Origin of the sequence: Stenotrophomonas sp. As-7 (assembly GCF_030291015.1) — a bacterium.
In the GTDB taxonomy this organism is placed as follows: Bacteria; Pseudomonadota; Gammaproteobacteria; order Xanthomonadales; family Xanthomonadaceae; genus Stenotrophomonas; species Stenotrophomonas lactitubi.
This window is the reverse complement of the sequence record NZ_CP127405.1, coordinates 2,674,718-2,695,906: the sequence shown is the minus strand read 5'-3', so window position 1 is coordinate 2,695,906 and position 21,189 is coordinate 2,674,718. Positions and strand designations below refer to the sequence as shown.

The window sequence follows — 21,189 nt, the reverse complement described above, 5'->3', positions numbered from 1 at the left end:
GTGCTGTCCCGATGTCTTCGACTCCGCCTTCCCAGGCCAGACCCGGCCGCACCACGCCGAATCCCGCCGCCGCCGATGATGGCGATGCGCTGCATTTCTGCAGCACCTGTGCCTTCTCCGATGCGTGCATGTCGCAGGGCTATGACAAGACGGCGCTGGGCGAGCTGCATGTGCTGGTTGACCATGTAGGGCCGTTCCATGCGGGCGACTACATTTTCCGCGCGGGAGAGGCTTTCGATTCCATCGCGGCGGTGCGCGCAGGCATGGTAAAGACCTTCGTCGATGACAGCCAAGGCAACGAGCAGGTGCTGGGCTTTGCGCTGCCGGGCGAGGTGATCGGGCTCAACGCGATTCATGGCTCGCGCTTCCCCTGCAATGCGGTGGCTCTGGATACGGTGCACCTGTGCCGTATTTCGTTCCCCAAGCTGAGCCTGCTGGCCACCCGCATGCCGGGGCTGCAGGCGAAGCTGTTCAGCCTGCTCAGTGCGGAGATCGGCAAGGTTGCCACGCTGGCGGCCAACCACCGCACCGAAGAGCGGATGGCCGCGTTCCTGCTGGATATGTCGGCCCGTTATGCACGGCGTGGTTTTTCCGCGACCCGCTTCAACCTGACCATGGCCCGCACCGAGATCGCCAACTATCTGCGGATGGCGCCGGAGACGGCCAGTCGCGTGCTGCGGCGGCTGAGCGATGACGGCGTGATTGCGGTGAAGCAGCGCGAGATCCTGCTGTTGCAACCCGACCGGCTGGCGGCGCTGGCCGTTGCAGATGAGAACGACCCCGATTGAACCTGGCCAGGGAGCCGACGATGAAGCGATGCGCAATGGTGTTTCTGGGTCTGCTGGTCACGCTGCCTGCGTGGGCCGGCAACCTGACCGTGTCGGCGGCATCCAGCCTGACCGAGAGCTTCCGCGAGCTGGGCGCCGCCTACGAGAAGGCAAACCCGGGCAGCAAGGTCGACTTCAACTTTGCTGCCTCCGGCGTGCTGCTGCAGCAGATCGCGCGGGGCGCGCCGGTGGATGTGTTCGCCTCGGCCGATGAAACAACGATGGACCAGGCGGCGCAGCAGAAGCTGCTGGCAGCGGGTACGCGTGCGGTCTTCGCAGTGAACGCGCTGTGGGTGGTGGTGCCGCCACAGGCGAAGGCGCCGCCGCGCGCACTGACCGATCTGGCGGGTGCCGGGGTCCAGCGCATCGCACTGGGCAACCCGGACAGCGTGCCGGTGGGCCGCTACGCGCAGGGTGCGCTGCAGGCCGCAAAGCTGTGGCCGGCCGTGCAGGGCAAGGTGATCAGTACGCAGAACGTGCGGCAGTCGCTGGATTACGTGGCACGGGGCGAGGTGGATGCGGGCTTTGTCTACGCTACCGACGCGCAGGCGATGCCGGATCGCGTGCGGCGCGCGTTCGACGTTCCGGTTGCCGGGCGCATCGCCTATCCGCTCGCGGTGGTGCAGGCCAGCACGCAGCCGGTGGAAGCCAAGCGCTTCGCGGCGTTCGTGCGTTCGGCGCAGGGCCAGGCGATCCTGCAGAAGCACGGGTTCGGCAAGCCCTGACGGATGGACCTGGACTGGAGCGCACTGGGATTGTCGTTGAAGGTGGCCGGCTGGGCCACCGCGATCAATCTTGTGGCAGGCGTGGCACTTGGCGCGCTGCTGGCGCGACGGCGCTTTCCCGGCCGGGAACTGCTGGATTCGATACTGACCCTGCCGATGGTGTTGCCACCCACGGTGCTGGGCTACTACCTGCTGGTGCTGATCGGGCGCAATGGCCCGATCGGTGCCTGGCTGCAATCGTGGTTCGGTATCAATCTGGTATTTACTTGGCAGGCGGCGGTGATCGCTGCTGCGGTAGCGTCGTTGCCGCTGGTGTTCAAGCCGGCGCGCGCCGCATTCGAAGAAGTTGATGGTCAGTTGGAGCAGGCTGCACGCACGCTGGGTGTTTCCGAAGCCGCGGTGTTCTTCCGCATCACCCTGCCGCTGGCCTGGCGCGGGATTCTGGCCGGCCTGCTGCTGGCGTTCGCACGGGCGATGGGTGAGTTCGGCGCCACGCTGATGGTGGCCGGCAGCATTCCCGACCGTACGCAGACCTTGTCGATCGCCATCTATGAAGCGGTGCAGGCGGGGCAGGATGGCAAGGCCAATGCGCTGGTGATCCTGACGTCGGTGGTATGCATCGTGATCCTGCTGCTGGCCGCACGGCTGGTGGGCGGGCGCCGCCGGGAGCTGCGCGATGTGGCTTGACCTGCAGGTACAGCGGCGATTGCAGGCATCCGGCCAGACCTTCGAACTGGACGTGGTACTGCAGTGCACGCAGCGGCAGGTGGTGCTGTTCGGGCCTTCCGGCGCCGGCAAGAGCCTGACGCTGAAAGCGGTGGCCGGTCTGTTGCGCCCGGAGCACGGACATGTGCGCCTGCACGGGCAGACGTTGTTCGATGCAGGTGCAGGGATTGACCTGCCGCCGCAGCGTCGTCGCCTGGGATATGTGTTCCAGGATTACGCGCTGTTCCCGCACCTGAGCGTGCGCCAGAACGTGGCGTTCGGGCTGCAGCGGGGCTGGTTGAATCCGCAGCGCAGCACTCGCGTCGATGCAGTGGAGCAGTGGTTGCAGGCGTTCCGCATCGAGCATGTGGCGGATCTGCTGCCGTCACAGGTATCCGGTGGCCAGCGCCAGCGTACGGCGTTGGCGCGTGCGCTGGTGACGCGGCCGCAGGCGCTGTTGCTGGACGAACCGTTCGCAGCGCTCGATCACGACCTGCGCCAGCACCTGCGTCAGGAGCTGGAAACCGTGCTGGATGAAACCGGTATTCCGCTGTTGCTGATCAGCCACGATCCGCAGGACGTAGCGGTGTTCGGCCAGCAGGTGGCACGGGTAGTGGACGGGCGCATCGTCGGCGGCTGACCTGTGATGGTAGTGCCGGGCCATGCCCGGCAGACCCTGGCGCGTTGCATATTCATGCGCCGGAGCGGCGGTAGTGCTGGCCGCTGGCCGGCTGCTTCGTAGCGCCAAGAGCAGCCGGCCAGCGGCCGGCTCTACCCCTGGGCGAGGCGCCTCAATACAGCTCGCAGTGGGTGCGGCCCTCGCCGCGCAGAGTGTCCCAATGGCCTTCACCGCCGATCGCGTCGATGGCTGCACGCACCGCGCCTTCCAGGTGGCTCTTGTTGCCACACAGGTAGATGTGGCCGCCACGGGCCAGGACATCCTGCATCTGCGCGGCCTGCTGCTGCAGCACATGCTGCACATAGACCTTCTGCGCCGCATCGCGCGAAAACGCGGTGTGCAGGCCAGCCAGTACGCCACGCGCCTGCCAGTCCTGCAGCTGCTCGCGGTACAGGAAGTCGTGCTCGCGATGCTTTTCGCCGAACACCAGATGGACCTCGCGTGCATCGCCGGTAGCCTGCAGTTCCTGCATCAGGCCCATCAGCGGCGCGATGCCGGTACCGGTGCCGATCAGCAGCAGGGGCGCGTTGCCGCTGTCGGGCAGGTGGAAACCCGGATTGGAGCGGCAGTACACGCGGGCTGTGTCGCCGCCGTGCAGCAGGCTGCCGGTGGCAGTGCCGAATCGTTCGCGGCCACGCAGGGTGTAGCGCACTTCGCGCACGCACAGGCTCAGCTGATCGTCGTGCGGATGCGAGGCGATGGAATAGGCGCGGGGCAGGCGTGGTGACAGGAGTTCACGCAGGCGGGCCAGTGGTACGCTGCCTGGGCTGGCGTGGTCCTGCAGCACATCCAGCAGGTCCAGGCCATGCAGGTAGGCGTCCAGTTCACGCTTCTGGCTGATCTTCAGCAGGCCCTTCAGTACGTCGCTGCCGCCCAGCTTTGCCAGCTCGCGCAGCACGCCCTTGCTGAGCAGGCGCAGCTCGCGGTCGCGCAGGGCGTCGACGGCGCCGGAATCACCCAACCAGCTGGCCAGTGCCTGCAGCAATGCGGGATCGTTTTCCGGAACCAGATGCAGGGTGTCGCCGGCCCGGTAGACCATGCCGCTGCCGGCGATGTCCAGCTGCAGGTGCCAGGCCGCAGGGTCACCATGGCTCAGACGTCGCCGTTCGACGATGCGGGCGTTGAAGGCATTGTCTTCGCCATAGGCCTTCACCTGCAGGCGCAGATCCTGGCCCGCAGCCGCATCGCCCTCCAGTACCTGACCCAACACCGGGCGCCACTGCTGGAAGAACTGCTCGTAGCCCAGATCAGCGTCGACACGGTGCAGCAGCGGTTGCGCCTGACGCTCGCTCAGTGCTGCATCCAGCGCCTTGGTGAAGCCGCAGAAGCTGGGGTAGCCGGTATCCCCCAGGCCGAACACCGCATAGCGCAGTCCGGGCAGGGCGGGCGCCTGGCGCAGCGACTCGAAGAAGCTCTCGCCATTGGCCGGCGGCTCGCCGTCGCCGAACGAGCTGGAGATGGCCAGCAGCACATCGCCGTGGCCGAGGCTGGCCACATCGATGTCATTGAACGGCAGGACCTGCGGCCCATGCGGCTGCAGGTCCGGGTCCGCGCCCAGGCGCTGGGCCAGGGCGCGGGCGTTGCCGGACTCGGAGGCGAAACCCACCAGCAGCCGGCTGATGGGCGTGCGTGTGGGAATGGCGTTCACGCAGCCTCGTAGAAGTCGTCGAACTTTTCCTTGCTGAACTCGACCAGGTCGTAGTTCTGCATCAGGTCGTTCACCACGCGGCGGATGCTGATGTACGAGGTGATGTTGCCCTCGGCATCGAACAGCGGCTGCACGGTGGTGTCGACCACGTAGAGCACGCCGCCCTTGCCCAGGTTCGGCACGATGCCGGTCCAGGTCTTGCCGGCCTTGATGGTGTCCCACATGTCCTTGTAGACGGCCTTGGGCACGTCCGGATGGCGGACGATGCTGTGCGGCTGGCCGATCAGTTCCTCGCGCGCGAACCCGGTGAGCGTGCAGAACAGGTCGTTGGCATAGGTGATGTTGCCCTGCAGGTCGGTGGTGGAGATCACCATCACGTTCTGCATGGCGTTGAGCAGCTGGGCGTTGTCGGGGGTGTAGCTCATCGCAGGTCCTTTGGATGCCGGTGACGCCGGCGTATTGGGTTCCTGCATAGAGATACGCGCCCGTGGCGGTGGGCGGATTGATATAGGTCAAGCGTGCGCCGGGAGGGGGCTGCGACCGGCTGTCGCAGGGGTGGCGAAGGGTCGGCGCTAGCGGGCGATGCCGGGGAAGCCGATGCTCTGCTGGCAGTGCCGCAGCAGTGCGCGCCCGTCTTCGTCATCGCGTTGGATACGATTCCCGCTGAAGAATGCCTGCAACGACCGGCCGATCGCGTTGCCGGCATTTCCAGAACGGCGTGCAGCCGCCGGCAGCAGGCTGTCAGCGCGGGGATCATGGCGGCCGGGTAGCTGTTCGCGCCGAAGCTCTCCTTCAATCGCCAGCAGCGCACATGCCCCGGCGAGGTATGCCTCCGGTTCCCGGTGCGCGCCCCATCGACGCTGCCCGACCATCGCTGTGGCGATATGGTGGAATTCGTGCGCGGTGGTGGAGATCACGCGCGCGCGCAGTGCATCGGCATCGGCGCCGGCGGGAAACCAGAACGCCACCACCAGTTCTGGTCGTGCCGGCCTGGCGGGCTGTTGCCAGATGCCGCCACCGTCGCTGACGATCGTGACCTGATAGCGGACCGGCGTATCGTTCAGGTCTGCGCCGTGGAGCGGTTGCCGCGCCGCGTGGGCGGCGGCAGTGCATAGATTCACGGCCTGCCCAGCGGATAGGCTGGGTTCGACCCAGCGCACCACCACTGCGATTGTTTCCAGTTGGCAAGTATGCGAGCGCGTCGTCTGTTCCGAACTCTCCTGGCCGGGCAACACCGACGCGGTGCCAACGCTCAGCTGGGAGGCGTTGCCGCGCAGGAGCGTCGCAAACGCTCCGTCCGCGCCGACACTATCGCGCGGGGGAGTATCGAGGGTAGTGCACGCACTGGTGCAGAGCAGCAACGCTGCTGCGCCTGTGGCGTGCCGCAACCAGGATTCCATCTGCAGGAGATCACCCTTCCAGGGCGGTGGATGCATCCTTGCAGACGCCCCGGCGCACGCACAATCAGACGTGTTGCATCTGGAGGCTGACTGTCGGCGCCGGTTGTCCTCTGCTGCTCACCCCATCACATACCGCAGCACCCCCGCCGATACCACGCCGATCAGCACCGTCGGCAGCATCGACAGCCGCGTGGCCGCAATCAGGGTGATTGCCAGCGCGGCCAGATCGGCCGGCTTGTCGGCCACGAAGTCCGGGGCGATCACCGAGATCAGCACGCAGCCCGGGGCGGCTTCCATCACCGTTACCGCGCGCTTGCTCAGGGTGCGGTTGCGCAGCGCGAGAAAACCGATGATGCGGGTGAGATAGGTGGCGGCGGCCATCAGGATGATGGTCAGCACCGAGGTCCAGTGGATCAGGCCGTTGAAGATCATGCCGCGTCCTCCGCCAGCAGCCAGGCGGCGGCGAGGCCGGCCAGCGCGCCGCTGGCCACGTACCAGGCGCCGGGCACCAGCAGGTAGGTGCCCGCTGCCACCACCAGGCTGACCAGCCATGGCCGGGCGGCGCGCATGCCTTGCCACATGCCACGCAGCAGCACCAGGAACACGGCGGGGAAGGCCATGTCGAAGCCGTAGGCATGGATGTCGCCGAGCAACGGACCGACGATCGCGCCCAGCGCGGTGCAGAGCACCCACACGGTGTACAGGCCGGCCGACACGCCGAGGTAGTAGGCCAGGCTGAAGCCCAGTGCGCGACGGCGCGCATCGGCCACGCCCAGTGCCCAGCTCTCATCGCACATGAAGAACAGCGCCGGCAGCACGCGACGGCGCGGCAGATGCTGCAGCAACGGTGCCAGGCTGGCGCCCATCAACAGGTGGCGGCTGTTGACCAGCGCGGTGATCGCCACGATCAACGCGATGTGCGGCGGCGAGGTCCACAGCTCGACCGCGGCGAATTCAGACCCGCCAGCGAAGTTGAGGCCGGTCATCAGTGGCACTTCCAGCGCCGACAGGCCCTTCTGGGCCGCCTGGGCGCCGAGCACCAGGGCAAAGGGAATGAAGCCGATCATCACCGGTACGGCGGCGCGCAGGCCGCGCAGGAACTCGGCGCGTGGTGCGGTGTCGCAGGCGGGATCAGGCAGGGGCAGGGTGGTTCGGGCGTCCATGGATCAACAACGAGTGGGGGTGACCCATGCTAACGGTCCGATCACGAAATCGGGTTGCGTTGATGCCATTGGTTCGTCCGAATGTGCAATATCATGCGGTGATCCGGTCAAGGAGTGGAATTTCATGCAGTACCAGCTCGACAACCTGGATCGTCGCATCCTGGACGCCCTGCAGCGCGATGGCCGCCTGCAGAACCTGGAGCTGTCCCGCCAAGTGGGGCTCTCGCCGTCGGCCTGCCTGCGCCGGGTTCGCCTGCTGGAAGAGGGCGGTTACATCGATCGCTACGTGGCCCTGCTGAATGCGGCCAGGATCGGACGGGGGTTCACTGTGTTCGTCCGTGTCTGGCTGCGCGGCCAGGACGAAGACACCACCAATCACTTCATCAACAGCATCAAGTCCTTCCCGGAAGTGCTTGAATGCCATCTGATGGCTGGCGACTGTGACTTCCTGCTGCGGGTGGCAGTGGCCGACCTCGACGCGTACCGGCAGTTCCAGATCCAGCACCTGAACCGGATCGCCGGGGTGCAGAACACCAAGACCGAAATCCCCATGCAGCGGATCAAGCAGACCACTGAACTGCCGGTCTGAACCGGCCCGGCGCGTCCCCTGCGCGCCGCCGTCATCGCAATGACACGTGACGCCGCTACGGTTTGACCCGCTTGCCGGCCGTGTGCAGGTCGACCCACCTGGTCGCACCGCGCTCCGCCGCTGCAGCTGATGTCGCTGCCGAGGGTCATGTGTTCTACGTCAGGGGGCTGAATGGACAGCATGCAATCAGACGTTGGAGGGTGGCCGCCGCCGCCGGGTTGCTGTTCGCCTTCGCTGCTGCCGCACAGGACGACATCCGATCCTATGACATTCCCGCGCAACCGCTGGAACAGGCGGTCGAGCGCTTCAGTGTCGTCAGCGGGTGGTCGGTGATGTATCCCGGCGATCTCGGTACCGGCCGCAGCAGCCATCCGCTGCAGGCCAGCCTGCCGCCACTGCAGGCGCTGCAGGTGGTGCTGCAGGACACGGGTGTCGAGGCCGAGCTGATTGGTGCACAACGCGTGGTGCTGCGCCGCGGTGCACACGCGGCCACCGGATCCTCCCTGACCGATGTGGCCGCCGACCTGGGGCAGCGTCGCCGCTTCGGCGACCTGCAGCAACGGCTGCGCACCGCTTTCTGTGGCGACCCTGACCTGGCACCGGGAGCCTATGCGGCGACGCTGCGCTTCCGCATTGCCAACGATGGTCAGGTGCAGGTCCCCGAACTGCTTGCCGGCAGTGGCAGCGCACGCCGCGATGCGCGCCTTCTGCAGGCGATGCAGGCCCTGCGGCTGGGCGCCGATGCTGCCGCGCTGCCGCAGCCGGTGACCCTGCAGATCCGTCCTTCCAGCGCGGGCCACGACTGTGGCCGGCGCCCGCCCCAACCATGACGTCAAGGAATCGAACATGAGCAACAGCACGGCTGGGGCGGTGGACCTGATGGACCATCTGCTGGGCGCCTACGACGAACTGAAGCGCCGACTGGTGCGCAAGCTGGGCTCGGAAGAGCTGGCCGGCGACGCGCTGCAGGACACCTGGATGCGCCTGAGCACGCGTCGACACCGCCTGGACCCGGTGCAGAACCCTGCGGCGTATCTGCTGCGCATGGCGATGAACACCGTGATCGACCGCCAGCGCGCCGACCATCGCCTGCTGAGCCTGGAAGAAGTGGATACGTTGATGGACATGGCCGATCCCGGCCCGGGGCCGGCACAGGCGGCCGAGCAGGAAATGGCACTGGAAGACATGGTCGGCCTGCTGCAGCGGATGCCTGAGCGCCGCCGCCGGATACTGCTGGCGATCCGCGTGGACGGCCTGCAGCAGCGTGATGTGGCCGAGCATCTGGGGGTGTCGCTGCGGTTGGTGCAGCGTGAGCTGAAAGCCGCGCAGGATTACCTGGCCGAACGCAGCGGGCAGGGGCGGCAGGTGCGGTTCTGAGGCACGGCATCCGTCTACACTTTGACGCCGAGCAGAACCCCGCAGCGTGCGGGGACGGCAAGAGCCCTCATGGACGCTGACGATCAACCGCACCGCCCGCTCGACGCCGTGGAGCGCCAGGCCCACGCGTGGGTGGTGCGGTTGACCTCGGGCGAGGCCACTGCGGCCGATGGCAGGAGATTCCGCCAATGGTGCGAGGCCGATCCCGTCCATCGGCAGGCCTTCGCCCGCGCGAAGCGGCAATGGGAACAGGTACGCCTGGCCGGTGAGCAGCTGCCTGCCGCCGCACGCCAGCCGCAGGCGGCAACCCCGGTGCAACGCTGGAGCCGGCGCGCATTCCTTGGTGCGGCCGTGGCGGCACCTGCAAGCCTGGCCGTGGTGGCTGCGCTGCACCCGCCGTTGGGTCTGTGGCCTTCGGTGACGGCGATGACGGCCGATTTCCACACCGGTACCGGCGAGCGGCTGCTGATTGCGCCGACGCCACATCTGAAGATCGAACTGGATACGCAGAGCAGCCTGCGCCGGCGCAGCGACGCGCAGGGTGAGGGCTTCGAGCTGGTGCAGGGACAGGCTGCGATCGACGCTGGAGCGGGGACACGCTTGGCATTGTTCGCCGGGCCGGGCTGTCTTGTAGCCGACGAGGGCGCAGCACGCCTGGATGTGCGCAACACCGACGGCCAGGTGCGTGTGACCTGCCTGCGTGGCAGCGTTCGCATCGAGCATCCGCAAGGTCGCCTGCAGCTGCAGGCCGGCCAGCAGACGGTGTATGACGAGCGCCTCAGCGGCGTGGTGGCCGAAGCGGTGGCGGCCGAAGTCAGCGCGTGGACCGAAGGCATGCTGGTGTTCCGCCGCGCGCCGCTGCGTGAGGTGGTGGCCGAGATCAACCGCTACCGGCGCGGCAAGGTGCTGCTGGGCGAATCGGCACTGGCGCGCGCCCCGGTCAGCGGCCGCTTCCGCATCGATGATCCGGATGCGGCGCTGGAGCAGCTCGGGCAGACGATGTCGCTCGGCCTGCGTCGCTTTCCGGGTGGAATTGCCGTCTTGGGGTAAGACCCTGGCTGCGCGCGACGCGCACGGCCGCTGCATGCATGGAGAGGCCAAGGATGCGCAACGAGACCATCGGTGTGTTGGATCTGCGCCGTAATCTCTCGGCGCTGTTGGAAACCACCCAGCGGCGGCCGCTGATGGTGCACCGCTATGGCGCGCCGTGGGTATGCGTGGTGTCCGACGCGCAGTGGCGACAGCAGGCGGTGCTGCTGGAATTCGAGCCGCAGGACCATCCGTTGGCGATGCTGTTGCGGTTGCAGCGGCAGGCACTGCCGCTGTCCGAATCGGGGGCGCTGCCTGCAGCTGCACTGGCGCGCGCGCTGCTGTTGATGGCGATGCATGGCATCGACGGTCTTGCGGCGCTTCACGATCACGTGCGCTACCACCGGTTGTGGCACTGGTTCGTGGCCGCTACCGATGCGCAGATGGAGGGATGGCAGCTGCCGTTGCTGCAGGCGTCGATGGCGGTACTGTTGGATGACCCGGATGCGATGCACGCACTGGCCGCATTCGCACAGCGCAGCGACGTTGCCGTGCTGGCCCGACGCTGTGGCGGCGATGCTCCGCGCCTGGACCTGGAAGCCTGCAGGCGGATGACGCTGCGGTGACATTCCCGCGATGCTGCCACGCACTGCTCAACATCGCGTTCGTGCTGTCGCTTCGGTTGCCTTGCTGACGTCTTCTGCAGAGTACGACGCTCCCGCGTCGCGGAGCGCAGGCGACGCCGATGAACGACAGTCGCAGGATCAGCATGCTGGAGCTGGATCGCCACCTGAGCCAGTCGCTGGAGCAGGCACGGCATGCACCCGTGAATGTGCAGCGCTACGGACAGCCGTGGGTGTGGATGCTGTCCAGCGATGCCTGGGCCGACGCCGCAAGATGGTCAGCGCTGGATGCCAGCGGGCATCCGTTGCTGCTGCTGCGGCAGGCGCTGGACGCGCGCCTGCAGCCGTGGCCGGAATCGGCATTGGCCACGCTGGCACAGGAGTGCGGGGAGGTGCGCATGGTGCAGCGTGCGGTGCTGCTGGTCGCGCTGCGCGCGCCTGTGAGCGTGCAACGCCTGCACGACGATCTTCGCTATCACCAGGTGTATCGGCAGTTCATCGGCTTCGACCATGGCATGGCCTGGTCGCCCCTGCAGTGCATGCGCCTGCTGCAGGCGTGCGCCACGCCACTGCTGCAGCGCTGCGTGGACGACACGCTTGCGCGTATTCCGTCGTCGCTGCTGGACGCTGCCTGCGTGGCCAATGCACGCCGCGTGGATGATCGGCTGCAGGAACAGCGGATTTCCGCAGGATGTTTATCGTACTGACACATGCGCCGCTGACCATGGGGCAGCGGTCTCTTCCAGGATGATGAGGGCGGAACAATGGCAACGCAGATGGGTGGTCGCAGGGCTCGGCAGCAGGGCTTCAGCCTGATCGAGATCATGGTGGTGGTGGTCATCATCGGCATTCTGGCTGCACTGATCGTGCCCCGGTTGATGGATCGCCCTGATCAGGCCCGCGTGGTGGCTGCACGCCAGGACATCGCCGCGCTGATGCAGGCGATGAAGCTGTATCGGCTGGACAATGGTCGCTACCCCAGTGCCGAGCAGGGGCTGCAGGCGTTGGTGAAGCCACCGCAGGGCAGTGCTGCGATGCCGGTAACGCCCTACCTCGACCGCCTGCCGGATGACCCGTGGGGGCACCCGTACCAGTACCAGAACCCCGGCACGCACGGCGATATCGATGTGTTCTCACTGGGGGCCGACAGCAAGCCCGGCGGTGAGGCCGGCAACGCGGATATCGGCTCCTGGCAGTTGTGAGGCCAGACAATGGCACGCCGTAAAATTCCAGGTGCATTTGCCCGCCAGCAGGGCATGGCGGTGATCGTGGCGATGCTGGTGGTGGCACTGGTGGCGGTGATCGCCACGGCACTGCTGACCCGTCAATCGGCGCAGCTGCGTGCGGTACGCAGCGATCAGCTGCGCATGCAGGTGCGTATGGCGGTGGACGCCACCCTGGAGCGCGCGGCGCAGCAGTTGCGTGACGACGCGCGCGAGCAGTTGACCACAGTTGGCAGCGGACGCTGGGCGCGTCCGCTGCAGCTTCAGGTGCCACTGCCGGTGCACCTGCAGCTGGTGGACGCGCAGTCGAGGTTCAACCTGCGCACGCTGCTGGCCGACGGCCAACCTGCAGCGGAGGCAATGCGTGCGTTCACCACGCTGTGTGCCGGGCAGGGGCTGCCTCGCGCCGCCTGTGCCAGTGCCGCAACGCAGATCCAGTCGCGCCTGCGCGATGGCGCGCGGCAGGCGCGCGCACCGCTGCCGCGCGAGTCGCTGATCGAACAGGTACTGGCCGGCGCCGATCCGGTGGCGGTACAGGCACTGGCAGGGCGCACGGTGGTGCTGCCTGCGCAGACCCTGGTCAACGCCAATACAGGTGATATCGCCGTGCTGCAGGCGATTGCACCCGGGGTGGATGCCGGGCGCCTGCAGGCGCTGCTGGGCGAGCGCGATCGTGGCCACTGGCTGCTCAACCGCGGTGACATCGCCAACCGGCTGCAGCTGAGCAACGAACAGATGGCGCTGATGCCGCTGGGTATCCACAGCGAGTGGTTTCTGGCGGTTGGCCAGGTACAGGCAGACGGCGCATCGGTGGATTTCCGCGCATTGATCTGGCGCGAGTACCGCGATGACAGCGTGCGTGTGCAACGGGTATGGACAAGGATCGGTGCATGAGCACGCAGCTGAGAATGCGCCTGCCGGCGCTGGATCGATTGGATGGGGACAGCGCGGTCGAGTGGGCGCAGCTGCACAAGGACCGTGTTCTGGCGACGGGCAGTGACCGTCTGTCGACGCTGGGCCAGCGCTTTCCGCAGGCGATAGTGCATGCGAGCCTGGACCCGCAGGACCTGATCCTGCTGGAACTGCAACTGCCGCCGCTGTCCGGGCGCCGCCTGCAGGCGGCCCTGCAGGGCGAAGTGGAAGCGATGCTGCTGGATGATCTGCAGGAGGTAGTGCTCGGCCATGGGACACAGGCGGCCGATGGCACGGTGGCGGTGGCGTGGCTTGGCCTGCAGGCGATTGCGCGGGTACAACAGCAGTTGCAGGACTGTGGGCTGCAGTTGCAGGCGCTGCATCCGACCCCCTTGCTGCTGCCGTGGTCGGCCGGGCAGGCCACCTTGCAGTTGTGTGGCGAGCATGTACTGGTTCGCTGCGGCCGTGATCGTGGCTTCGTCCAGTGGTGCAGCGGGCGTGACCTGGCCTCGGTGATGCAGATGCTTGCCGTACGCTTGCAGCAGGCTGGGGTGCAGGCGGTGCAGTGGATCGATGCCGTACCGCCTGCCTGGGCCGAGCGCCTGCCGGCCAGCGTGCTGGCGCAGGCGGCGCAGTCCAGCGGTCCGCTGCCTGGCTGGTCGCTGCCGTTGCCGGCCGTGGGGGCAGGTGCGCCGCGGCTGGCCATCGGCCTTGCGTTGGCGGCGGCGGTGCTGGCTGCGCTGGGTCTGCAACTGCAGGTATCGCGCTGGCAGGGCGAGGGTGAAGCCTTGCGGCAGGACATGGCGCGGCAGTTCAGCACGCACTTCCCGGAGATCCACGATGTGGTCGACCCGGTGTTGCAGGCACGGCGGGCGCTGGCGGTGCCGGCAGCGCCACGGGCACTTCCTGCCGTGCAGCAGCAGGTTGCCAGCGTGCTGCAAGCCATACCTGAGTTGGCGGGCCAGGTTCGCAGCCTGCGCTATCAGCCGGGCCAGCTGGAGATGGAGCTGGATGCCGACGCGCAGGCGTTGGCCGAGGACGCGCAACGGCTGGAGCGCTGGCAGCAGGCGACGCAGGCACACGGGCTGCAGCTTGCGCGCGAAGCCGGTGGCCGGTTGCGGATCAGCAGCGGGGCTGCGCCGTGACCGCAGCCGGGTTGCGTACAGCTGCATCCCTGCGCGGACTGCAGCACCGTTGGCAGCGGCTGGCGGCGCGCGAGCGCGCGATGCTGCTGTTGATGGCTGCCGCGATAGTGGCGGCCACGCTGTGGCTGGGCTGGCTGCAGCCGCTGCTGAAACAGCGCGGCCATTGGCAGGCTGAACTGCCACGGCTGCAGGCACAGTCGGCGGCACTTGCACCGCTGCTGCGTGCCCGTGAACAACAGCGGCAGGCGCAGGGCCAGCACCCGACGCTTGCCGGGCTGCGCCAGCAGATCACCGCTGCCGGCTTGGCCGACAGCCTGCACATCGAACAGCGTGACGGGCGCTGGCACCTGCGGGTGCAGAGCGTGCCCGCCGATGCGCTCTGGAACTGGCTGCTGCCCTTGCTGGCCGACCCGGCCATCGAACTGCAGCAACTGCAACTGCAACGCACAGGGGACGCGAACATGCCGGCGGCACGGATTTCCGGAAACATCGTGATGGCCGCCAATGGCGGTGGCCATCCATGAAGTCGATGCGCAGCCTGGGCTGCAGCGCGGTACTGGCACTGGTGGTGGGCCTGGCCCATCTTCCGGCGGCGGTGCAGGCGCAGGACGCCAGTGGCGAACCGGTACAGTTGAACCTGGTGGACACCGATATCGGCGGGGTGCTGCGCATGGCGGCACGCTTCACCGGCCGCCAGTTCCTGGTCGATCCACGGGTGACCGGCAAGATGACCGTGGTCTCCGATGGGCCGGTCAGCCGAGTGCAGGCCTACCAGCTGTTGCTGGGTGCATTGCGCATGCGCGGGTTTGCCGTGGTTGAAAGCGGGGGCGTCAGCCGGGTGGTACCGCAGGCCGACGCCAAGCTGCTGGGCGGGCGCGTTGGTGCCGGCGGTGCGGGAGGCGAGATAACCACGCGCACGTTTGCCCTGCGCTACGAAAGCGCGGGGGCGCTGGTGGCGGTACTGCGGCCGATGATCAGCCCGGATAATCCGATCACCGCGAACCCGGGCAACAACACGCTGGTCATCACCGACTACGCCGACAATCTGGAGCGCATCGCGCGGGTGATCGCCAGCGTGGATACGCCGGCCGGCATGGACACCGACGTGGTCAAGCTGCAGCAGGGCATTGCCGTGGACGTGGCGGCGATGGTCGCACCGTTGCTGGACGCGCAGGGCGCGGAGCCGGCGCAGAAGGTGGTGGTGATGGCCGACCCGCGCAGCAACAGCGTGCTGCTGCGCTCCAGCAGCCCGGGCCGCACGCGCCTGGCGCGGCAGCTGGTGGAGAAGCTGGACAAGGCCCAGGACGAGTCCGGCAACCTGCATGTGGTGTACCTGCGCAATGCCCAGGCCACGCAGCTGGCCGGGGTGCTGCGTGGCGTGGTGGCGGGGCAGAGCGATGCGCCGGCGATGGGCAGCAGCGACGGCATCACCGCACTGCCGGGCGAGACCAACCGCAGCGCCAGCACGCCGGCGCAACCCGCACAGGGCAAGAGCAAGGGCAATGCGCTGGAATCGCCGCGGCTTGACCCGGGGCGTCGTGATCCGATCGATGCCGGCAGCACCGGCTTCAGCCAGAACGGCATCTCGGTGCAGGCGGACATCGCCACCAATACCCTGCTGATTTCCGCCCCGGAGCCGGTGTACCGCAACCTGCGGCGGGTGATCGACCAGCTCGACCAGCGCCGGGCGCAGGTGCTGGTGGAGAGCCTGATCGTGGAGGTCAACCAGACCGATGCCGCTGAACTGGGCGTGCAATGGATGCTGGGCAACGGCCGCACGTTCGGTGGCACCCACTTCGGTGGCACCACCGGTGGCAGTGGCATCAGCACTACCGCGCGCACCACGCTGGATGCACTGCCGAAGGACGGCCTGAACATCGGCGTGATCGACGGCACGATCAATCTGCCGGGCGTCGGCCAGATCCTCAACATGAAGGCGCTGGCCAATGCCCTGCAGAGCAAGGGCGGCGCCAACATCCTCTCCACGCCGAACCTGATGACCCTGGACAACGAGGCGGCCAGCATCATGGTCGGGCAGACCGTGCCCTTCGTCAGTGGCCGCTATGTGACCGACGGTGGCGGTGGCAGCAACAACCCGTTCCAGACCATCGAACGCGAGGACGTGGGCCTTAAGCTGCGGGTGCGCCCGCAGATTTCCGAGGGCGGCACGGTGAAGCTGGACATCTACCAGGAAGTCAGCAGCATCGATGCGCAGAGCTCGGGCAGCGCCGGCATCATCACCAACAAGCGGGCGCTGGATACCAGCGTGCTGCTCGATGACGGCCAGATCATGGTGCTGGGCGGCCTGCTGGAAGACAGCGTCAGCCATGGCCGCGATGCGGTACCGGGGCTGGGGAAGATCCCTGTGCTGGGCGCGCTGTTCCGCAGCGACACGCGCAAGCGGGCCAAGACCAACCTGATGGTGTTCCTGCGCCCGCACGTGGTGCGCGACCCGGCCGCCGGACAGCGCCTGACCCGCGACCGCTATGACTACATGCGCAATGCACAGGCCGCTGCGCAGCCGGTGCAGAGCTGGGCGTTGCCGGCGCTGTCGGCACCGCAGCTGCCGCCGCAGGACCTGTCGGTGCTTGGCCAGGGCAATGCGCGTGATGGCCAGGGCCAGCCGTTGCAGAACGGCAGCCTTGCGGCGTTGTATCCGGCCAGCGAGGGCAATGTGCAGGTGGTGCAGTTTGCACAGGGGCTGGACGCGGCACGTGCCACCCAGGCCGTGGCACAGGTACGCGCGCTTGGCCTGCAGGCCTATGCCGAGACCACGCCGGGTGAAACGGGACAGCGTCTGCGGGTGCGGGTGGCGCGCGACCCGGCCACGCTCGACCCGGCGCTGCAGCAGCTGCGCGGGCTGGGCTACACCCCGGAACTGGTCATCGGCCCATGAGCACGCCCGTGCCGTTGCCACTGCTGCCGTATGCCTGGGTGCGAAGCCACGGGGTGATGCTGGCCGAAGCAGGGGGCGCGCCGGTACTGCTGGGGACCACCGAGACCGCCGCCTGGGCGGTGGCCGAGCTGCGCCGCCGGCACGGGCCGCTGCCGTTCCAGGTACTGGAAGGGGCGGCCTGGCAGCAGCGCTTGGGCGAGCAGTATCGTGACGGTGGCGACGCTGCTGCGGTGGTCGGCGCGGCCGAAAGCGAAGTCGATCTCGACCGGCTGATGCAGGACATGCCCGAGGTGACCGATCTGCTGGATGCGCAGGACGATGCGCCGGTGATCCGCATGATCAACGCGCTGTTGGCGCAGGCCGCGCGTGATGGCGCCAGCGACCTGCACATCGAACCTTTCGAAACGCATTCGGTGGTGCGCTACCGCGTCGATGGCACCCTGCGTGACATGGTGCAGCCACGGCGTGCGCTGCATGCGGCGCTGGTATCGCGCATCAAGATCATGGCCCACCTGGATATCGCCGAGAAGCGCCTGCCGCAGGACGGGCGCATCGCCATCCGCGTGGGGGGCAGACCGCTGGACATCCGTGTGTCCACGGTGCCGACCGGACATGGCGAGCGCGCGGTGCTGCGCCTGCTGGAAAAGGACGCTGGGCGCCTGCAGCTGCAACGCCTTGGCATGGCCGACGATACCCTGGCCACCTTCACCGGGTTGATCCGCCAGCCGCATGGCATCGTGCTGGTGACCGGGCCGACCGGTAGCGGCAAGACCACCTCGCTGTATGCGGCGCTCGGGCAGCTCGACAGCAGCACCAGCAACATCCTCACCGTGGAGGACCCGGTGGAGTACGACTTCGCCGGCATCGGCCAGATCCAGGTCAACGCGCGCATCGGCATGAGCTTCGGTACGGCATTGCGCGCGATCCTGCGCCAGGATCCGGACACCATCATGATCGGTGAGATCCGCGACCTGGAAACGGCGCAGATCGCGGTGCAGTCGTCGCTGACTGGTCACGGCGTGCTGGCATCGCTGCATACCAACGATGCGATTTCGGCGGTGACCCGACTGGCGGACATGGGCGTGGAACCGTTCCTGCTGGCCTCATCGTTGCGCGGTGTGCTGGCACAGCGACTGGTGCGAAGGCTGTGCCTGCAGTGTAGGCGTGCCGAGACCGATACCGAGGGGCGCACAGTGTGGCGGGCCGTAGGCTGCTCCGCCTGCGCGAACAGCGGCTACCGTGGGCGCACCGGCATCCATGAACTGTTCGTGGTGGATGAGCGCGTGCGCGCGTTGATCCATGAAGGGCAGGGCGAACCCGCGCTACGCGAGGCCGCGCGGCGTGCCGGCATGCGCAGCCTGCGCCAGGACGGGCAGCGCTGGGTCGACAGCGGGGTGACCACGCTGGAGGAGATCCTGCGCGTGACCGGTGACGACTGAGGCGCGCATGGCACTGTTCGATTACCAGGCCGCCAACGCACAGGGGCGCATAGAGAAGGGACAGCTGGACGCCGACAACGCGCGCGGCGTGCGCCAGCAACTGCGCGGGCGCGGGCTGACACCGGTACAGGTATCAGCCGCACGCAATGCCGGCAGTGGCTGGGGCACGCGCAGACTGTCGGCCAGCGAACTGGCCTGGGCCACGCGGCAACTGGCCAGCCTGCTGGCCGCCAGCCTGCCGCTGGAAAGCGCATTGAGTGCGGTGATCGAACAGGCCGAACGTCCGCACGTTGCGCAGGCGCTCACCGCAGTGCGTGCCGATGTGCGCGCTGGCCAGCGGTTGACCGTGGCGCTGGCGGCGCGGCCGCGCGATTTCCCTGGGATCTATCGTGCCCTGGTGGGGGCCGGCGAGGATTCCGGCGATCTGGCGCGGGTGATGGAACGTCTGGCCGACTACATCGAAGAGCGCAACGCGCTGCAGGCGAAGGTGCTGACGGCGTTCATCTATCCGGCGGCGATCAGCCTGGTGTCGGTGGCGATCGTGATCTTCCTGCTCAGCTACGTGGTGCCCCAAGTGGTGACGGCGTTCGTGCAGGCACGGCAGACGCTGCCGATGCTGACCCAGGTGATGCTGGCGGCCAGTGCTTTCGTACGCGCGTGGGGCGTATGGACGGGGATAGGCATCGGCGCACTCGTGGTCGGCTGGCGGCTGGCACTGCGGCGGCCGGATCTTCGCCTGCGCTGGGACAGCCTGTTGTTGCGCTTACCGATGGTGGGGCGATTCGTGCTGGGCGTGAACAGCGCTCGCTTTGCATCGACACTGGCGATCCTGCTGGATGCCGGCGTGCCGCTGCTGCGCGCACTGGACGCCGCACGACAGACACTGGGCAACGCGCTGCTGGCGCGCTGTGCCGATGATGTGGCCGCGCGCGTGCGCGAAGGTACTTCGCTTGGCGCTGCGCTGAAGGTGCAGAAAGTGTATCCGCCGATCCTGGTGCATCTGGTGGCCAGTGGCGAGAAGACCGGTTCATTGGCCCCGTTGCTCGACCGCGCTGCACAGACCATCTCGCGCGAGATCGAACGCCGCGCGATGGCACTCACTGCATTGCTGGAGCCCACGATGATCCTGGTGATGGGGGGCGTGGTGCTGACCATCGTGCTGGCCGTGCTGATGCCGATCATGGAAATGAACCAGCTGGTGCAATGACGTGCATCCACGCATGGCGTGGATCTACTGATGCCCGGTTTCTCCACACAATCCTCCACACCTTTTCTCGATCTTCCACAGGTTTCTTAAGCGGCCTGTCATCGGCGACGACCAGCATGTCCCTGTCGCCGCAGAGTGGGCTGGGAGGCCCTCGGCGGCAGCAGGCGTGTAGTGACCGTTCCTCCCTTGGTGTTTCACCTTCGCAGTAAACCCTTCAGGAGAAGATCATGAACAAGTACAAGACCCTGGCCGCGCTGGTTGCTACCGCGCTGCTCGCCACTGCTGGCGCCGCTTCGGCCCAGACCGCCGTCACCGGCGGCGGCGCTTCGCTGCCGGCCGACCTCTACAAGGGCCAGGCCGACAGCATCCTGCCGGCCAACTTCAGCTACGCCGTGACCGGTTCGGGCACTGGCAAGAAGGCCTTCCTGGAAAACAACTCGGCGCTGTTCTCGACCACTGGCACCGTGCATTTCGCCGGCAGCGATTCGGTGCTGAGCTCGACCGAACTGAGCACCTACACCGCCACCTACAACCAGGCCAGCAATGCCAATCGCTATGGCAACCTGATCCAGGTGCCGTCGGTGGCTACCTCGGTGACCATTCCGTTCAACAAGGCCGGTTCGGCGGTTGACCTGAGCGTGGCACAGATCTGTGGCGTGTTCTCCGGTGCGATCACTGACTGGTCGACCATCGATGCCAACCGCAGTGGCCCGATTCAGGTGGTCTACCGTCCGGAAAGCAGCGGCACCAGCGAAATGTTCACCCGCTTCCTGACCGCCGCCTGTGCGCCGGAATTGGCCGCCACCTCGAACCTGGTCGATGGCAAGTTCGCCATCAAGTCGACCTTCGCCGATCTGTACAAGCGTGATGCCAACAACAACCTGCCGGCCTTCCTGGTGGCCGCGCCGGCCGCCGGCGGCAACTCGCTGTACAACGCCGTGTACGCGCAGGCCGGCCGCATCGGCTATGTGGGTCCGGACGTGATCCCGAGCCTGACCGATGCCACCAAGGTTGCCAAGGTCAAGGGCTTCTCGCCGGACCAGGTGAGCGTGCAGGCCACCCTGGAAACCGTCGCTCCGCCGACCGGCACTGCTGCCGAAAATCCGGCCAACTGGGTGCCGGTGTTCGGCAATCCGTCGGCTGGCTATCCGATCGCCGGCTACACCAACCTGATCATCGGCCAGTGCTACAAGGATTCGACCGTCGCCAACAGCCTGCGTGGCTTCCTGATGCGCCACTACGCCACTGACTACACCGCCACCCCGGCGCTGGTGGCCCATGCCAAGGCGATCACCGACCACGGTTTCATCCCGCTGACCAAGGTGTGGCGCGACGCGATCCGCAACCGCTTCGTGCTCGCCGGCAACGCCGCTGGCCTGAACAACCCGAGCACCTGCGCCGGCATCGGCCGTCCGCTGTAATCGCGTCCGGTAGTTGAAATCTGTGTTACCCAACGCCGGCCCTTTGGGCCGGCGTCTCCTTTTCCGGCGGCGGTGCGGGCCAGTGCAGTGCATTGCTGTCGGCTTCATGTCACGTGAACCGTCTATCAGTGGCAGGGCATGCGTTGCGCGTGCCTCCCGATCGCTGCCGCAGCTGCGGCCC

23 protein-coding genes are annotated in these 21,189 nt (G+C 67.4%); 18 read left to right on the top strand and 5 right to left on the bottom strand.

Annotated elements, in window-relative coordinates:
* Window positions 1-11 precede the first annotated feature (11 nt).
* The 4 genes from QP457_RS12355 to QP457_RS12340 are packed head-to-tail and all read left to right on the top strand — an operon-like array spanning window position 12 to window position 2,897.
* Window positions 12-788 carry a helix-turn-helix domain-containing protein gene (locus QP457_RS12355; RefSeq protein ID WP_089235841.1) on the top strand — a complete coding sequence of 259 codons (777 nt, stop codon included), beginning with the start codon at window positions 12-14 and terminating at the stop codon, window positions 786-788.
* A 20-nt stretch (window positions 789-808) separates the two neighbouring features.
* On the top strand, window positions 809-1,552 hold the full coding sequence (gene modA, locus QP457_RS12350; RefSeq protein WP_205404313.1) for a molybdate ABC transporter substrate-binding protein: 744 nt from the start codon (window positions 809-811) through the stop codon (window positions 1,550-1,552).
* A 3-nt stretch (window positions 1,553-1,555) separates the two neighbouring features.
* The gene (modB, locus tag QP457_RS12345; RefSeq protein ID WP_205404312.1) at window positions 1,556-2,239 is read left to right on the top strand and encodes a molybdate ABC transporter permease subunit; all 684 of its coding nucleotides are present in this window, start codon (window positions 1,556-1,558) and stop codon (window positions 2,237-2,239) included.
* Window positions 2,229-2,897: an ATP-binding cassette domain-containing protein gene (locus QP457_RS12340; protein ID WP_205404311.1), complete on the top strand. Its 669-nt coding sequence runs from the start codon at window positions 2,229-2,231 to the stop codon at window positions 2,895-2,897. Before modB ends, QP457_RS12340 begins: the two co-directional genes overlap by 11 nt.
* A gap of 151 nt (window positions 2,898-3,048) precedes the next feature.
* Here the strand turns inward: QP457_RS12340 and QP457_RS12335 are convergent, their stop codons facing one another.
* The 5 genes from QP457_RS12335 to QP457_RS12315 all read right to left on the bottom strand — a co-directional run bounded on the left by QP457_RS12335 (window position 3,049) and on the right by QP457_RS12315 (window position 7,147).
* On the bottom strand, window positions 3,049-4,584 hold the full coding sequence (locus QP457_RS12335) for a sulfite reductase flavoprotein subunit alpha (RefSeq protein WP_205404310.1): 1,536 nt from the start codon (window positions 4,582-4,584) through the stop codon (window positions 3,049-3,051).
* Window positions 4,581-5,009, bottom strand: a complete 429-nt coding sequence (locus tag QP457_RS12330) for a PAS sensor domain-containing protein (RefSeq protein WP_032128130.1) — start codon at window positions 5,007-5,009, stop codon at window positions 4,581-4,583. The genes QP457_RS12335 and QP457_RS12330 overlap by 4 nt, the downstream gene beginning before the upstream one ends.
* Window positions 5,010-5,156: 147 nt before the next feature.
* The gene (locus tag QP457_RS12325) at window positions 5,157-5,984 is read right to left on the bottom strand and encodes a hypothetical protein (protein ID WP_205404309.1); all 828 of its coding nucleotides are present in this window, start codon (window positions 5,982-5,984) and stop codon (window positions 5,157-5,159) included.
* Between the two features lie 117 nt (window positions 5,985-6,101).
* A complete protein-coding gene (locus QP457_RS12320) occupies window positions 6,102-6,416 on the bottom strand; it encodes an AzlD family protein (RefSeq protein ID WP_099818656.1) in 315 nt (104 codons plus the stop codon).
* Window positions 6,413-7,147, bottom strand: a complete 735-nt coding sequence (locus QP457_RS12315) for an AzlC family ABC transporter permease (protein WP_100552679.1) — start codon at window positions 7,145-7,147, stop codon at window positions 6,413-6,415. Before QP457_RS12315 ends, QP457_RS12320 begins: the two co-directional genes overlap by 4 nt.
* Before the next feature lie 124 nt (window positions 7,148-7,271).
* On the opposite strand from QP457_RS12315, the gene QP457_RS12310 reads away from it, so the two are divergent.
* The 14 genes from QP457_RS12310 (at window position 7,272) to QP457_RS12245 (ending at window position 21,008) form a co-directional block, all read left to right on the top strand.
* Window positions 7,272-7,736, top strand: coding sequence for an Lrp/AsnC family transcriptional regulator (locus tag QP457_RS12310; RefSeq protein ID WP_025874361.1), 465 nt, complete (start codon window positions 7,272-7,274; stop codon window positions 7,734-7,736).
* 149 nt (window positions 7,737-7,885) lie between these two features.
* A complete protein-coding gene (locus tag QP457_RS12305; RefSeq protein WP_205404417.1) occupies window positions 7,886-8,566 on the top strand; it encodes an STN domain-containing protein in 681 nt (226 codons plus the stop codon).
* A gap of 16 nt (window positions 8,567-8,582) precedes the next feature.
* Window positions 8,583-9,113, top strand: coding sequence for a sigma-70 family RNA polymerase sigma factor (locus QP457_RS12300; protein ID WP_089237960.1), 531 nt, complete (start codon window positions 8,583-8,585; stop codon window positions 9,111-9,113).
* 69 nt (window positions 9,114-9,182) lie between these two features.
* Window positions 9,183-10,163 carry a DUF4880 domain-containing protein gene (locus QP457_RS12295; protein ID WP_205404308.1) on the top strand — a complete coding sequence of 327 codons (981 nt, stop codon included), beginning with the start codon at window positions 9,183-9,185 and terminating at the stop codon, window positions 10,161-10,163.
* Between the two features lie 53 nt (window positions 10,164-10,216).
* Window positions 10,217-10,768, top strand: coding sequence for a hypothetical protein (locus QP457_RS12290; RefSeq protein WP_205404307.1), 552 nt, complete (start codon window positions 10,217-10,219; stop codon window positions 10,766-10,768).
* Between the two features lie 119 nt (window positions 10,769-10,887).
* Window positions 10,888-11,472 carry a hypothetical protein gene (locus QP457_RS12285; RefSeq protein WP_205404306.1) on the top strand — a complete coding sequence of 195 codons (585 nt, stop codon included), beginning with the start codon at window positions 10,888-10,890 and terminating at the stop codon, window positions 11,470-11,472.
* Between the two features lie 57 nt (window positions 11,473-11,529).
* Window positions 11,530-11,967, top strand: coding sequence for a type II secretion system major pseudopilin GspG (gene gspG, locus QP457_RS12280; protein ID WP_089235831.1), 438 nt, complete (start codon window positions 11,530-11,532; stop codon window positions 11,965-11,967).
* A 9-nt stretch (window positions 11,968-11,976) separates the two neighbouring features.
* A complete protein-coding gene (gene gspK / locus QP457_RS12275; RefSeq protein WP_240196400.1) occupies window positions 11,977-12,882 on the top strand; it encodes a type II secretion system minor pseudopilin GspK in 906 nt (301 codons plus the stop codon).
* The gene (gspL, locus tag QP457_RS12270; RefSeq protein ID WP_205404305.1) at window positions 12,879-14,045 is read left to right on the top strand and encodes a type II secretion system protein GspL; all 1,167 of its coding nucleotides are present in this window, start codon (window positions 12,879-12,881) and stop codon (window positions 14,043-14,045) included. Before gspK ends, gspL begins: the two co-directional genes overlap by 4 nt.
* 11 nt (window positions 14,046-14,056) lie before the next feature.
* Window positions 14,057-14,569, top strand: coding sequence for a type II secretion system protein GspM (gene gspM / locus QP457_RS12265; protein WP_240196399.1), 513 nt, complete (start codon window positions 14,057-14,059; stop codon window positions 14,567-14,569).
* Window positions 14,566-16,941 (top strand): type II secretion system secretin GspD, encoded by a 2,376-nt coding sequence (gene gspD, locus QP457_RS12260; RefSeq protein ID WP_205404303.1) that lies wholly within the window; start codon window positions 14,566-14,568, stop codon window positions 16,939-16,941. The genes gspM and gspD overlap by 4 nt, the downstream gene beginning before the upstream one ends.
* Entirely contained in the window at window positions 16,938-18,380 is a 1,443-nt protein-coding gene (gspE, locus tag QP457_RS12255; protein ID WP_180167250.1) for a type II secretion system ATPase GspE, read from the top strand. Before gspD ends, gspE begins: the two co-directional genes overlap by 4 nt.
* 7 nt (window positions 18,381-18,387) lie before the next feature.
* Window positions 18,388-19,587, top strand: coding sequence for a type II secretion system inner membrane protein GspF (gspF, locus tag QP457_RS12250; RefSeq protein WP_205404302.1), 1,200 nt, complete (start codon window positions 18,388-18,390; stop codon window positions 19,585-19,587).
* A gap of 227 nt (window positions 19,588-19,814) precedes the next feature.
* Window positions 19,815-21,008 carry a substrate-binding domain-containing protein gene (locus QP457_RS12245; RefSeq protein ID WP_205404301.1) on the top strand — a complete coding sequence of 398 codons (1,194 nt, stop codon included), beginning with the start codon at window positions 19,815-19,817 and terminating at the stop codon, window positions 21,006-21,008.
* The last annotated feature ends 181 nt before the right edge of the window (window positions 21,009-21,189 follow it).